Origin of the sequence: [Brevibacterium] flavum (assembly GCF_019317305.1) — a bacterium.
GTDB classification, from domain to species: domain Bacteria; phylum Actinomycetota; class Actinomycetes; order Mycobacteriales; family Mycobacteriaceae; genus Corynebacterium; species Corynebacterium glutamicum.
Genome location: NZ_CP079240.1, coordinates 1,429,720 through 1,443,341, shown reverse-complemented (window position 1 = coordinate 1,443,341; position 13,622 = coordinate 1,429,720). Strand labels below are relative to the sequence as shown.

General features: G+C 54.3%; 10 protein-coding genes. 1 reads left to right on the top strand and 9 read right to left on the bottom strand.

What is annotated here, in order from left to right:
- Genes KW808_RS06980 through KW808_RS06970 form a run of 3 tightly spaced genes read right to left on the bottom strand, consistent with a single transcriptional unit; the run spans position 1 to position 3,377 of the window.
- Positions 1-807 (bottom strand): fumarylacetoacetate hydrolase family protein, encoded by an 807-nt coding sequence (locus KW808_RS06980; RefSeq protein ID WP_003861462.1) that lies wholly within the window; start codon positions 805-807, stop codon positions 1-3.
- A 45-nt stretch (positions 808-852) separates the two neighbouring features.
- Positions 853-1,509 carry an exonuclease domain-containing protein gene (locus tag KW808_RS06975; protein ID WP_003861460.1) on the bottom strand — a complete coding sequence of 219 codons (657 nt, stop codon included), beginning with the start codon at positions 1,507-1,509 and terminating at the stop codon, positions 853-855.
- Positions 1,509-3,377, bottom strand: coding sequence for a CBS domain-containing protein (locus KW808_RS06970; RefSeq protein ID WP_003861458.1), 1,869 nt, complete (start codon positions 3,375-3,377; stop codon positions 1,509-1,511). Before KW808_RS06970 ends, KW808_RS06975 begins: the two co-directional genes overlap by 1 nt.
- Before the next feature lie 136 nt (positions 3,378-3,513).
- Here KW808_RS06970 and KW808_RS06965 point away from each other — a divergent pair, with 136 nt between their 5' ends.
- Positions 3,514-4,530: an ABC transporter substrate-binding protein gene (locus tag KW808_RS06965; protein ID WP_003861456.1), complete on the top strand. Its 1,017-nt coding sequence runs from the start codon at positions 3,514-3,516 to the stop codon at positions 4,528-4,530.
- A 24-nt stretch (positions 4,531-4,554) separates the two neighbouring features.
- Here the strand turns inward: KW808_RS06965 and KW808_RS06960 are convergent, their stop codons facing one another.
- The 6 genes from KW808_RS06960 to KW808_RS06935 all read right to left on the bottom strand — a co-directional run bounded on the left by KW808_RS06960 (position 4,555) and on the right by KW808_RS06935 (position 13,580).
- Positions 4,555-5,577 carry a 3-isopropylmalate dehydrogenase gene (locus KW808_RS06960; RefSeq protein ID WP_003861455.1) on the bottom strand — a complete coding sequence of 341 codons (1,023 nt, stop codon included), beginning with the start codon at positions 5,575-5,577 and terminating at the stop codon, positions 4,555-4,557.
- 34 nt (positions 5,578-5,611) lie between these two features.
- Positions 5,612-6,481 carry a YbjN domain-containing protein gene (locus KW808_RS06955; RefSeq protein WP_003861453.1) on the bottom strand — a complete coding sequence of 290 codons (870 nt, stop codon included), beginning with the start codon at positions 6,479-6,481 and terminating at the stop codon, positions 5,612-5,614.
- A gap of 137 nt (positions 6,482-6,618) precedes the next feature.
- Positions 6,619-8,211 (bottom strand): phosphoglycerate dehydrogenase, encoded by a 1,593-nt coding sequence (gene serA, locus KW808_RS06950; protein ID WP_003861451.1) that lies wholly within the window; start codon positions 8,209-8,211, stop codon positions 6,619-6,621.
- Positions 8,212-8,986: 775 nt separating this feature from the next.
- Entirely contained in the window at positions 8,987-10,732 is a 1,746-nt protein-coding gene (locus KW808_RS06945) for a hypothetical protein (protein ID WP_003861448.1), read from the bottom strand.
- A gap of 58 nt (positions 10,733-10,790) precedes the next feature.
- Complete coding sequence (locus tag KW808_RS06940) at positions 10,791-12,608, bottom strand: GmrSD restriction endonuclease domain-containing protein (RefSeq protein ID WP_003861446.1); 1,818 nt, start codon at positions 12,606-12,608, stop codon at positions 10,791-10,793.
- A 15-nt stretch (positions 12,609-12,623) separates the two neighbouring features.
- Positions 12,624-13,580 carry a cation diffusion facilitator family transporter gene (locus tag KW808_RS06935; RefSeq protein WP_003861445.1) on the bottom strand — a complete coding sequence of 319 codons (957 nt, stop codon included), beginning with the start codon at positions 13,578-13,580 and terminating at the stop codon, positions 12,624-12,626.
- Positions 13,581-13,622: the final 42 nt, after the last annotated feature.

Below are 13,622 nucleotides of genomic sequence, written 5' to 3'. Positions count from 1 at the left end.
TTAGGCGTCCACAACTGGGTTGCCCAGCTTGCCGATGCCTGGAATTTCGATTTCGATGTAGTCGCCGTCAACCATTGCTTCGGTGCCTGCTGGAGAGCCGGTTGCAATAACGTCGCCTGGGAGCAGGGTCATGGAGGCGGTGATGAACTCGATAATTTCGCCCATCTTCATGATCATCTGGTTGGAGTTGGAGTCCTGCTTCAGCTGGGTTTCGCCGTCGTGGGTGAGGCGTGCCTTGATGGGCAGGTTGTCCAGGTCGATGGAGTTGATGTCAGTTTCAATCCATGGTCCGATAGGGCCGAAGGTGTCAATGCCCTTAGCGCGTGCCCACTGGCCGTCGGCGAACTGGAGGTCACGGGAGGAGACGTCGTTGATGATGGTGAAGCCCAAAACGACAGACTTCCAGTCATCAGCCTTGACGTTCTTGCAGGGCTTGCCGATAACTACTGCGAGCTCACCTTCGAATTCCACCTTGGTGGCAAAGGAAGGGATTCGGATTGGGGACTCTGGTCCGGTGACAGCTGTTGGTGGCTTCAGGAACAGGGTTGGTGGTAGTGATTCTGCGGACTTCTTAAACACCTCAGCAACGTGATCGGCGTAGTTACGGCCAATCGCGACGACTTTGCTTGGCAGCATTGGTGCCAGCAGGCGTACATCTTTAAGTGGCCATTCGCGACCGGTGAACTTTGGTTCAGTGAAGGGGGTACCCTCGATCTCACGGGCGGTGAGGTTAGCTACATCATCGCCTTCGCCTTCAATTGAGCAAAAACACATTCCATCTGGGGTGGCAATTCGTCCAAAACGCATGACCGTTATGTTACGCGTTGGGTGTGGGGGCCTGCACGATGACCCCTATTCCCAAATATCTTTGAGGGTGTTCGCCCGAAGGTGCGTGATCTGCACCAAATACACCTCGGCGCACGCCAAAGCGTCGGTTAATGCCTGGTGATTGGAGTAATTGGGAAGACCATATCGTTGTCGAATACGTGCAAGCCGGAGGTCTTCGCCACGTGGGTAGGTGGACATCCTCTCCATGTGGCGGCGTTCCATGGCAAAAGTATCCACGAGGGGGACGTCGAGAAGCGTTCCGAAATGCTTGAGGCATGCGGCCGAAATAAAATCGCGCTCGATGGGCGAAAAATGCGCCAGCATGGCACGCCCCTGGAGCGCCTGCAGCAGTTGGCCAAGCGCGTCTTTGATGTCGATACCCGCGGCGATTTCATCGTCGGTGAGCTGGTGAATCACCGCAGACGAGCCAACCGAAAACCCCTCGCTGCCGCGAATCACCACATACCCCGCGCCACTCAGATCAATCACGTCGCCGTTAATCGGCACCCACCCAATCGACACAATTTGATGCCGGTGGGGCTTCAGGCCCGTCGTTTCCACGTCCACAGCCAGCAGCTTCAGGTCTTTAATGCTTGTCGACGCACCCGGCCGCGGCACAGAATAAAACTCCTGCAACGCGCCGGTTGCGCGCCGTATTTTCGCTTTTCGACGCCCCAACACTAGATGTTCCTCACCGGATATTTAGTAGCTAACGCCGACTGCATATCTTTAATAATGGAAAATGCATCGCGCAAATGCTCCCGATCCATCTTGCCCAACGTCTTGGGATCAATGTGATAGTTCGGCTTCTCCCCCACCTTGATCAACCGCGCCTGGTGCTGGAACGCCATCGCCGCTAAGAAATCAAAGGCATCCAACAAATCCTGCGCACCCTTACGCGACACCTGACCATGGCCCGACGCAGCAATCAACCGCTCCCGAGTCCCAATCGCATCACTACCCGTGGCCAGCGCATACAGCCTCGCCATCTGCACGATGCCCGCGGTGCCACCCTTCTTAATATCCATCGTCGCGCCGTATTCACCAGAACGCTCCACCACAAGACCACGGAAAAACCCCAGCGGAGGATCGCGCCGGGCCGCAAGACTAGCCAAGTGTGCATGCATTCGACGCGCACCCCTGGCCATATTCACAGCATTTTGATGGACTTCCTTGGCCATCTCAACTTCGCCGTAAATTCCCCTGAAATCAAAGAATGTCTGGGCATGCAGCAACGCATCCGGCTCCGGCGCTGTAATCCAGGAATGGAAGGTGGAGATCCACTGGTCAGCAGTTTTCCGCCACTCCGGATTGGATGCCATCATGTCACCCGGACACAGCACCTGTCCTGCGCGGTCGAGGCCCTGGCACACGAATTCACTCAGCGCTGCAAAATACTGTCCATGCTCGCGGTCATTGTAGGAATTGTCCAGAACAAGGGCATTGTCTTGATCAGAGGCCAGTCCCATTTCTTTCCGGCCCTGCGAGCCCACCACCACAAAGCAATACGGCACTGGCGGTGCACCAAATTTCCGCTCGGCAAGAACAAGGAGCCTTCTTGCCAAAGAGTCCGCAGCCACGGTGAGCAAGCTACTGACTTCCTCCGCAGAAGCTCCCCGATCAATGAATCTCGAAGCCACCTCCGCTGCCGATTGGAAGGTGTTGGCCAATTCCTCCACGGAGTTTTTTCGCGACAGATCAGCAGTGAGGTAAATCGGATCGTGGCGCAGCAAGCGCATGATGTCAGCTGCAGTGACGATGCCGGAGATTTGGCCATCATCCACAATCGGCAAGTGGTGGATACGCAGCTCCGACATCAACAACATGGCCTCAAAAGCCAACCCCTGCGAGGTCGCGCAACGCGGATCCACCGTCATCACCTCAGAGACCGGCAGCTGAATATCCAAATCCTTCGCCACCACCCTGCTGCGCATATCGCGATCGGTGATGATGCCTTTGAGTTCCCCATCGATCTGCACCAGCAACGAAGACACTCCGAACTCATCCATCTTGATGGCAGCATCCATGATCGTGGTGTCCGGGCTGCAGGAAATCGGGTTGGCGATCTTGAACTCCCCCAACTTCGTGCGCAGCACCTTCGAACTAGATTCTTGGCGCAATTGATCAGCAGCGGCGCGGATACGCTTCGACCAGCTGGAGTAGTAACGGTTCAGATCAGGGTTGCGCTTAGCTAACTCATCAAAATCATCACGCCCCAGACGCAACACCAAGGAATCTTCCACGGCAACCATACGGTACCGAGAATTTCGTTCTGGCCCCATCGTGGAATAGCCAAACGAGCGCCCCGCGTCACGGCGATCCAGCAGTACGCCCTCCTGATCAAGAACATCAATGGCACCCGATCTGATTACCCCCATGTAATGATTGGGCACACCAATTGGGATGATCTCTTCCCCACGCCGAAAATAGCGCAAGCTCATTTTTCCAGGTAACTGATCTAGTTCCTCGGCTGGTAGCTGCGCGAAAGGTTCAAATCCTGCTAAGAAATCTCGGATTTCTTCGAGTTCGACCGACATGAGATTAACCATAAAAGAAAAACTGCCTCATTGTCTCGAAATCCTGCATTCGAGTACAAATAAATTTGAGAACAAAAAGATGGGGGGGAAATATGTTAAAGTGCGTTATATTGCTTTAGCGAAAGTAACTTCCATGCATCAACGTTCGATGAGCTTCACTTTCATTCGTACTTTTTTCGTACTTTTTGGCATCACGTTGTTAGTGTCATGCGTTCCAGAGCCTCCTGACTCCTACACTAAAGAATCCACTGTGCTGCGGTATCAGGTCTCTGATTTCAATCTAAACTTCGTGGAATTAGCAGTTGCGCTTGGGTATTTGAACAACATTGAGCTCCAAGTAGTCGGATCTGTACAAGGCGGCGTTGAGTCCATTGAATCGCTCAAAAAGGATGACATTGACTTCGCGGCAGTCCCTTTCATTGGCCTTGTTGCAGGAGAGATAGCCACCGGTGCGCCCATCAAAGCAGTGGCCGCAAGTTACGGAATTTCCCACGATTCTTCTTCTGCACTTCTAGTCCTTAAAGACAGTGAGATACACGAAGTGCACGATCTCATTGGCAAAACAGTTGGCATAAACACCCTCGGTGCTCTGGGATCTGCGATGGTTGAGCGTCATCTATTCGACGCCGGTCTCACCGAACCTGAGATCGTGAGCGTCACTCAACGTGCATTACCCGGTGAGTACTTAGAACAACGCCTCTACCAGGGGCAAGTTGATGCAATTTGGGTCACCGATAGCGCTAAACACCAAGCGCTTGAAACTGGAGATTTTCGGATCTTGGCAGAGGATTCAGACCTTGTGCAGGAACTCAACACTGGCTGCATGGTGGTGTCGCAAAAACTCATCGACGAGCACCCCGCAGTGGTTGGAGAATTAGTGGATGGAGTAGCTCAGGCAATCGAGTTTGAACGATCCCACTCCCCTGAAGAAGTGCGCGAAGTTTATTTCAACTACCTCGAAGCCCATGGTCAGAGTGATAGAATATCCAGCTTTAGATATTGGGAGCATTCGGGCATCGCAACCCGAGGTGGAGTGCTCAGTGATAGGGAGTTCAGCATGTGGTCCCACTGGATTGACCGCCAATACGACGTCCCCGATATCAATCCAGCAAGTATTTACACCAACCAATTCAACCCATACCGAAAAGTGAACCCCTCACCATAAAGATAAGGGGTTAGGCCTCGAAATTTAGCTTTGCAGCGCCCTAACGACGCGGTCTCCCACCTCAGTTGTAGAAATCGGCTGAGAGTTATCTCGGCCAGCCACATCAGCCGCGATGGCTGTTTCAATACGTACTGCGTTGTCCTCATCACCTAAGTGACGCAGCAACATCGCAGCGGATAGGATTGCTGCCGTTGGGTCTGCGATTCCCTGGCCTGCGATATCTGGTGCAGAGCCGTGGACTGGCTCGAACATGGAAGGGTTGGTGCCCGTGGCATCGATGTTGCCGGATGCTGCGAGGCCAATTCCGCCAGAGACTGCGCCTGCCTCATCGGTGAGGATGTCGCCGAAGAGGTTATCGGTAACAATCACATCGAAGCGGGAAGGATCAGTGACCAGATAGATGGTTGCTGCATCGATGTGGTTGTAATCGACGGCTACCTCTGGGTATTCCTTTGCAACCTCATCTACGGTGCGCTGCCACAGGCCACCACCGTGAACCAGGACGTTGGTCTTGTGCACGAGGGTGAGCTTCTTGCGGCGGCTCTGTGCCAGCTCGAATGCGTAGCGAATAACGCGCTCAGCGCCGTAGCGAGTGTTCACGGAGGTTTCATTGGCAATCTCGTGAGGGGTTCCCACGCGGATTGCTCCACCGTTGCCAGTGTAGGCGCCTTCGGTACCTTCGCGGACCACAACGAAATCAATCTTGCCTGGGTTACGCAGTGGGGACTCCACGCCGTCGTACAGCTTGGATGGGCGCAGGTTCACGTGGTGATCCAGTGCGAATCGCATCTTCAGCAGCAAACCGCGCTCGAGAATTCCTGGAGGGACGGAACCTGGTGCACCGATAGCGCCAAGAAGGATCGCGTCATGCTCGCGCAGGGATGCCAGATCCTCGTCGGTGAGCAGCTCGCCATTTTTGAGGTAACGGCGTGCGCCAAGGTCATAATCGGTGGTCTCGATGTCGTCGCGGACAGCGTTTAGAACCTTGAGGGCTTCTGCAGTAACCTCTGGGCCGATACCGTCTCCACCAATAACAGCAAGTTTCATGTTGTGGGATTCCCTTCTCACTATATGGACTTCACTAGTGTAGCTGATTGATCACAGCTCGTACCTGCCCAACAACCCCCACTACCCCATCATGCAGGGCTTGACTCAACTGGAAATCGTTCAGACCAGCACGAATCGGCACCGCAACCGTGGCGACGAAATCCACATCATCCCCATCCGAACGCATAAAAATGGTGGAGTGATCAGAATCCAGGTTCGCTCGATTACACAAATGTAAAACTTCAGTGGCTTCCACATCGCGGTCAGAAACCACCACGGCTTGGATCTTCAACAACTCGGGGTCATCCAAAATCACATCCACTGGGGTGTCACCCAGCTCAAAGCTGATGCGCCCAGAAGCTGCATCATAAGGAACTTCCTCCACGCCCTGATCCATGAACCAGTTAGCTACTCGCACGGGCGTAACTGTTTGGGAGGGGGAGGCGTCGACAAGCTTAATGTTGAGCATTGAGCCGCGCTCCTGCGGCGAGCGCTCCGGGTAAAGTGCATGGAACTCACGAGTGAGGTCGATGGCGCCATCAAACGCGGCAGCCACAAACCCCGCCAACTGAGCCTCGCTGAGGCCATCGCCAATCGGCAACGCCTCCACGGCAAACGCCTGCAACTGACCCTTATCCGCCTTGAGCACCGTTGTCAGACCAGTCGGGGCATCCAACATCATCTTCGGCGTTGCCCGTGCATCATGGGCAGAGTTAATCGCCACAATAGAACGCACATAATCCGACGCACTCAACTCCCCCACCCACGTCGCTTGAGCTCGCAGCCACTCATCCCACGTGAACGTCAATGTGAAATGGGCAGACTCGACAACAATGGCATCACCTGACTGGTGAGGGTCAAGTCCAGCTGAAGTCAAAACATTGGACAGCGTCGCAGGCGGCATGGTTGTTAAAAACCTTTCTTAAGGGAAATCTTCTCTCCCAAATCTACCTTTAAAACTGTATTAAAAGAGCGAAAACCGCCTTACCACCTTGAATGAATTCAAAGATGGGAAGGCGGTTCAAGCAAATGGATCTCTAATTAGTCAAGATCAACCTGGAAGGAAGTAGCACCCAACTCAGCGTTGATTTCAGCTTCCAGCTCTTCGGAGACAGCGGACTCAACACGCAGGATCAGGACAGCGCCGTCACCCTTCTCAGCCTGAGTCAACGCAGCAGCCTCGATGTTGATGCCAGCAGCACCCAGCTTGGTACCAACGGTACCCAGTGCACCAGGAGCGTCAGTGTACTGCAGGAAGAGGTTCAGACCCTCTGCGCGCAGATCCAGGCCACGGCCATTGATGCGGGTGATCTTCTCAACGCGCTCAAGACCAGTCAGGGCACCAACAACAGTTGCGCTCGCGCCGCTGCCAGTAATGACCTTGACCTGCAGGACGGAACGGTGAGTAACAGACTCAGAGTTGGTCTTCACGGAGATGTCCAGGCCACGCTCTTCAGCAATGCGAGGAGCGTTGACGAAAGTAACGGACTCTTCGATAATTCCGGAGAACAAACCACGAACAGCGGACAAACCAAGTGCATCGACCTGCTCGGAAGAAAGCTCGCCTCGAGCCTCAACCTCAATGGAGACTGGGGCGGCGTCGACAAGCTTGCCAGCAAGAAGACCAAGCTTGCGAGCCAGATCCATCCACACAGCAACCTCTTCGCCCACGCGACCACCGGAAACGTTCACAGCATCCGCCACGAACTCGCCAGCCAGCGCCTTGAGCACAGAATCAGCAACGTCAGTACCCGCACGATCCTGAGCCTCTTCAGTAGAAGCACCCAAGTGAGGAGTCACAACAACCTGAGGCAACTTGAACAAAGGAGAATCAGTGCAAGGCTCGGTGGAGTACACATCGAAACCAGCGCCACGAATGTGACCGGACTCAATCGCATCAGCCAAAGCCTGTTCATCAACAAGGCCACCACGAGCAGCGTTGATGATGATCTGGCCCTTCTTGGACTTAGCAAGGAGCTGCGCATCAAACATGCCAGCAGTTTCCTTGGTCTTAGGAAGGTGAATGGTGACAAAGTCAGAACGGCTCATCAGCTCATCCAACTCAACCAACTCAACGTTCAGCTGAGCCGCACGAGCAGGGTTAGCGTAAGGATCGTAAGCAACAATGGTGGTCTCAAACGCAGCAAGACGCTGAGCAAACAACTGACCAATGTGGCCAAAACCGACGATACCGACAGTTTTTCCGAAAATTTCCACACCGTTGAAAGAAGACCGCTTCCACTCGCCCTCACGCAGCGTCGCATCAGCAGCAGGGATCTGGCGAGCAGTAGACAGCAGCAAAGAAATTGCGTGCTCACAAGCAGAGTGAATGTTAGAGGTCGGTGCGTTAGCAACCATGACGCCAGCTTCAGTGGCAGCAGGGATGTCAACGTTGTCCAAGCCCACGCCGGCACGACCGACGATCTTCAAGTTAGGGGCAGCGGCGATGACTTCAGCATCGACAGTGGTAGCAGAACGCACGAGCAGTGCGTCCGCTTCCTTAACTGTATCAAGCAGTTCTGGGCGGTTAGGTCCGTCAACCCAACGGACTTCTACTGCATCTCCAAGCGCGTCAACAGTGGACTGCGCAAGCTTATCGGCGATGAGGACTACCGGACGGCCATTCTGGCTCACAAGTTACTCCTGGAAAAACTAGGAATGTCCGCCTACAACAGGCACGACCGCGTCGGCTGCAGACGTGTCCACGCCGGGTTTTGGCGTGCGACTAGAAACATTCTAAACCCTCCCCCACCCAGAAAGTCATCTAACCCAGAGATTCATGCTGTGAGATTTACCCCCAAAGGTGTCTCGCCATGCAAAAAGCTGCGTTTACGCTGATGGAATGAGCTGCGAATTTTATTCACGTCTCCGGCGGGGTGGGTTTGTTTTGGGGACTTTTGGCTTGTCGGGCCGCGGGTCAAGGTCTCGGTGCGCTGCCTCCATTCCACGCCCGTCCCGAACCAGAGCTAAGCCAGACAGGCGTGACAATGATTCCACTTTTCAGGATTTTTTGTCACGTGTGTCTGGTCTCGTACTGGTCTCGTACTAACGCTCCATCCAGGCCACGAGGCGTTTTCCATTTCGCGCCATTTAACGCCATTTTAAGAGGTCGGGCAGTCAGAACATGTGTTTGTATAGGCAACACTTTGAACGGCCCTTAGAAGCGATTCTGTGAGGTCACTTTTTACCGGTTCCGAGTTCATTTTTCGACCCGACTAAACCTGACCAAACACACATGCCCACGAACTGGAAATTCGACTACTTTGGGCAATCCTGTCCGGTTTCAAGGCCGTTAAACCAGACAGGAATGCCCACGGATCCCATTTCTAGGATTCGTGGGCAGTGTGGTTTGGTCGAAAGCTAACTCACCGCTCACATTGCCAACAAGCGAGCCCGAAGCTCCCCGAAACTACTGATACGACACAAACCATGGCCGCGGATCGACCTCTTCATAGGTTTGTTGCGGAGTGAAGGTCGGGAAATCCTCGTCGTAGAAGTTTTTCCACGCCATGAAGTAGTTCGGGCTCAGTCCCTCGCGAAGCATGTTCCAAGTTGCGTACTTATCCCCTGCGTTTCCGTGTCCATCTGCGTGCAACACGACAGCCAGTTCCAGGTGATCGGTGTTGATTTGATCCCGGTTGGTGAGCATTGCCAATTGAAATTGGTGCAGCACAAATGCCTTTTGTGGAAGATCGTTCTCGGCGGTCAGGTCGGCGAGCCACTGGGATACTTCGTTGATTTCGGCGGCATCTGCAGAGCCCACTCGGGTCATGGGTTGCTCATCGGGTCCGATTTTCCACTCGGGATCTAGCGCCAATCCAACGTTTGGTCGTTTGAGGAGTTCTTCATACATTTTGGCTTGGTCGAGAAAGTTGGCGCGTCCGGGTTGAAGGTCCAGGACTGCGTATCCGCCGGCTTCGGTGATGGCGTCAACGTATCCGACTAGATCTTCCACGGGGAATTCGTTGGAGTAGTTGCCGTCGTCGCCTGCGAATTCAGAGGCAACCGTTGCGATTACTTCGAATGCCGGAATCACGGGCTGGTCTTCGAACTCTTGGTACTGCGCAGCCATGTCGGTCGCGCGCGCCACGGCTTCGGCGGCTGGTTGTTCACCAAGTGCGCCTAAAGCTGGTCCGGATGGGTGTCCGTACAGTGCCACCATGCGTCGACCTGGGAAAACAAGTCCTCCACCGCCGGGTAGTTCAGTGGTTACTTCTTCCCCACGCTTGATCTTTTCCGCGAGCTGTTCGCCGGTCCCAAATTGATCACCGAGTGCAAGCAAAGGACGGTCAGACAGGCCGGCAACCATCTTCATCTGCTCTTGGTTGAATCGCGGGTCGGGATAATCCATGAATCGAATTTCTGCGCCGAATGCACGCGCAGTCGCCACAGCGGAGATTCCAGATTCTGGGCTGGCAATCACGATCGGCGACATTTCACCGTCACGTTTGGACTGCAGCGGGAAGGCAGCCAGCTTGTCGTCGGAAGGCGTCGGCGCCACACCACCCCACGCAGGTACGAGCAGTGTTTGATCCTCAGGGGTGAGGCTGGCGGTTTCCCGAACCAGATCCTCCACCGTGTCAACCTGTTTCTTCTCAAATTGTAAAGCGGTGAGCTGCGCTAATCCTTCTTCGGTACCGTCGTCATGAATGACTTTGGTGATCGTCTCATCCTCGGCAAGTTCTGGCAGCGCATCGCCAATCAACAACACCGTTGAAGCGCCGAGACGCTTAATTTCCGCCATGACTGCGGCGTTATTATCACCGCGCGCATGCAGAACCGGCGCATGCGCAACCACACCGATCGAGGCCGCGCGCAGCTCCTCTGCAATACCATTGCCAGCGACAACAACATTGTCAGAGGAATCAAAAAACAACTCGCTAGCCTTGATTCCGGAGTAGTCGGCGTCACTGATCACCGTCGGGGTACTCGGAAAATCCTCCGACACCACACGCGCCACGTTTTCAGCGCGCGCTTCGCGGTAGGGCGAATCGTCGACAACTTCGCTTGTCGACGCGCCCTCCGCCATCACCTCCGCAGCACCGTTGGCGCCTTCCTGGCTGCTGTCCGTTGAACAGGAAACCAGGCCTAGCGCCACCACTGCTGTGGTGGTTGCTGCAATAATGCGACGTACCGGAAAAACAAGATGTGCCAAATGGATGTCCTAAAGGTTGAAGTACTCTTTCGGTCAATCCTAACCGAGCAGGTGGACACTACTCCTCGGCAGCGTCTCCAAATGCATCGGGACCATCGTGTCCACCGGTGAGATCTGACTCGTTGACGTCCCTGATCACCGCTTTACCGATGGCATCCTCGACCATGTCGATGAAGTTGGTGCGTCTAGAAGCAAAGAAGTGCGTGGTGTTGGAACTGTGCAGGTCTTCCGCGCTGAGCAGGTGGGTATCCAGCATCTGATCGAATTCCTCATCACCCATGAGCGACTTGGATTGAACACGAGACAGGTAGCGGGATGGAGGGGTATCGCCGATGACTACTTCGGTACGGCGACCCATCGGGGTGCGGTTCAGTACTGATTCCGTAAGGACAGGATCGATGCCGCGTTCCTTGCACCATTTGGTGGGGAAAATCTGGTGGAAATTGCAACCCAGCTCATCAAAAGTCCAGCGATCAAACTGCTGTCCGGTGCGCCAGTCGCGTGCTCCCCTGCCCATGAGCAGTGCGAAGATACCCTTCCACACTCCGGTGTCTTGGGTTGCACTGAGAAGACGTGATTCGTGGAAAACGGTATCGCGAATAGTCTTTGGCACAACCGCAGTTTCGCCGGCACCTTCACGAATCCACGCAGCAACTTGATCGGTATCGCGACCGGAACGTGCGATCACAGCAGGCGAGCCATAAAGCTCACCCAAGACACCGCTCCAGAACCACTGATTCAAACGATCCCATGAACGTGCGGTGGCCATTTCTTCTGCATCAAGCAGGGTGAGGATCACGGCCAGTGGAACAATCTGCGCGGTGTATGGAACCTGGTCGAGGCTCAAAATGCATCGCTGACGCAGGAATTCAGCCGCCTCGTCGAAGCCCTTGATCATTTCATCGGCAGCAGGAGTGTATTCAGCCAGCGTCAAGTTCAAGATATCTTCACGGTAACCAGACGCATGTCCCTTGCGGGCACTGACCAACAGGGCTACTGCGGTGAGGAACTCCGTGCTGCCGATGCCATCAAGTGCGGAGTGTTGGCGAAGGTTTCGTTCAACCCGCACCCAGTCATCACGCAGTGAGAACTCGGTCTCCACCGATTCATCGGCTGCGAACACCGCGGTGAGCAAATCAAAGACATCCATCTGCAAGCCAGAGCTATTGGCCTGAGCAAAGATGGAACCAATTCCACCCTTGGCTGTTTCACGATCCAGTCGGATCATTGGGATGTCGTAACTAACTAAGGTCTTAACGATTTGTGATTGGAAGCGCTTCGCGTGTTCGCGAGCGCCTTCTCCTGCCATATCGGCGAGGTCAAAGAGGAAGTCAGTGCCATTTTGATCCAGCAGCACAGAAACTGGAAGGCAACCATGAGCAAGTGCTGTTTCTAAATCGGTGATGCCGCCGTCGATCACTGGACCGAAGTGGGAGATGATTTTGCCGGTTTCGTCGACTGAAAAAATAGCCTCATCGGACATGACCGGAGATTCAACAGCCTTGGCAACATCAATATAAAACTTCCGGGTCACTTTCTTTGATCGGAAGTCCACCGTATTTACATAGCCATCGCCACTGAAGCAATGATAAAGGGTGGTGAGGCGCTGTTGTCCGTCGAGAAGCAAAAGACCTGGATCCTTGCCCGTATCTGGGGCACCGGACAGCGCGCGTGGCCGGAAACGCATTTCCTCGCCGCGGGTGTCTAGTGCCATCAGCACACCTACTGGAAAACCACGAAGAACAGTGGTTATAAGGCTTCGGATGCGATCAACATCCCAAGCGTAATCCCGTTGAAAATCGGGAAGTTGGATATCGCCTCGGTCAATGCGGGCGAACAGATCATTTAGCGGATAGCTTGGTGTGGAAAACCCCATGGGACATACTCTATATCAGCACACACTTTCATGATCACTGTGATCTGCACTTTCCAGCTGAATTGTTGAGTGCAAGATCCCAAGTTTGGATAGTTCCGCTTCTGCCCGATCCAACACGCCACAACTATGCAGCTGATTTGTAGACGAATCCACCACCAAATGCACCGTGGCCAGGATTTCCTTGCCGTCAATGCTCCAAATGTGAAGATCATGCACATCGCTGACACCTGGGACTTTACGAAGGGCTGCGTCGACCTCTGCAGGCTCCGCACCTGTAGGAACACGCTCCAACAAGATATTGAGAGCTTCCTTCAGGAGGCTGAATGCGCGAGGAATAATAATCGCAGCAATCGCAATCGAAGCAATGGTATCGGCCGGCATCCATCCCGTGTATCGAATCACCAGGCCCGCAATAATGACGGCAACGGAACCCAGCATGTCACTGAGAACGTGAAGGAATGCTCCACGCATATTGATATTGCCATCTTGGTGGCGCATCAACACCAGGGCGGAAATTCCGTTGGTGACAAAACCAATGACCGCGACGATGAGCATAAGGTTGGTCTGGATTTCCACGTCCTTGCCCAGACGCATGATGGCCTCAACGACGATCCACACAGACAGTGCTGTAACAACGGTGGCGTTAACCATCGCTGCCAAGACTTCCGCACGCTTGTATCCGTAGGTCGCGCGGGACGTGCGTGCCCGACGACCAATGAGCATGGCGACAGCCGCAATGATCAAGCCAGTGGAGTCGGACAGCATGTGCATGGCGTCAGCCAGCAGTGCCAAAGATCCGGAAACAAGGCCGGCGATTAGTTCCGCTAGGAAGATGATCGAGGTGAAAATGATGACCGCAAAAAGAGCCTTGAGGGAGCTGGGAGCATGTGAGTGTCCGAGTCCGTCATGGCTGTGGTCGTGGCCATCGGGATTGTGCGCATAACTGCGCTGCTGAAGATCGTGACTTTCCATGACCCCAGCTAAGCACACTTCTCCCCTTATTGAAAGCTTATT

Bases quoted from the DNA above. Each gene is read 5' to 3' on its own strand.
- KW808_RS06980 (WP_003861462.1), bottom strand. From the start codon at position 807: ATGCGTTTTGGACGAATTGCCACCCCAGATGGAATGTGTTTTTGCTCA.
- KW808_RS06970 (WP_003861458.1), bottom strand. From the start codon at position 3,377: ATGGTTAATCTCATGTCGGTCGAACTCGAAGAAATCCGAGATTTCTTA.
- KW808_RS06965 (WP_003861456.1), top strand. From the start codon at position 3,514: ATGAGCTTCACTTTCATTCGTACTTTTTTCGTACTTTTTGGCATCACG.
- KW808_RS06960 (WP_003861455.1), bottom strand. From the start codon at position 5,577: ATGAAACTTGCTGTTATTGGTGGAGACGGTATCGGCCCAGAGGTTACT.
- KW808_RS06955 (WP_003861453.1), bottom strand. From the start codon at position 6,481: ATGCCGCCTGCGACGCTGTCCAATGTTTTGACTTCAGCTGGACTTGAC.
- KW808_RS06940 (WP_003861446.1), bottom strand. From the start codon at position 12,608: ATGGGGTTTTCCACACCAAGCTATCCGCTAAATGATCTGTTCGCCCGC.
- KW808_RS06935 (WP_003861445.1), bottom strand. From the start codon at position 13,580: ATGGAAAGTCACGATCTTCAGCAGCGCAGTTATGCGCACAATCCCGAT.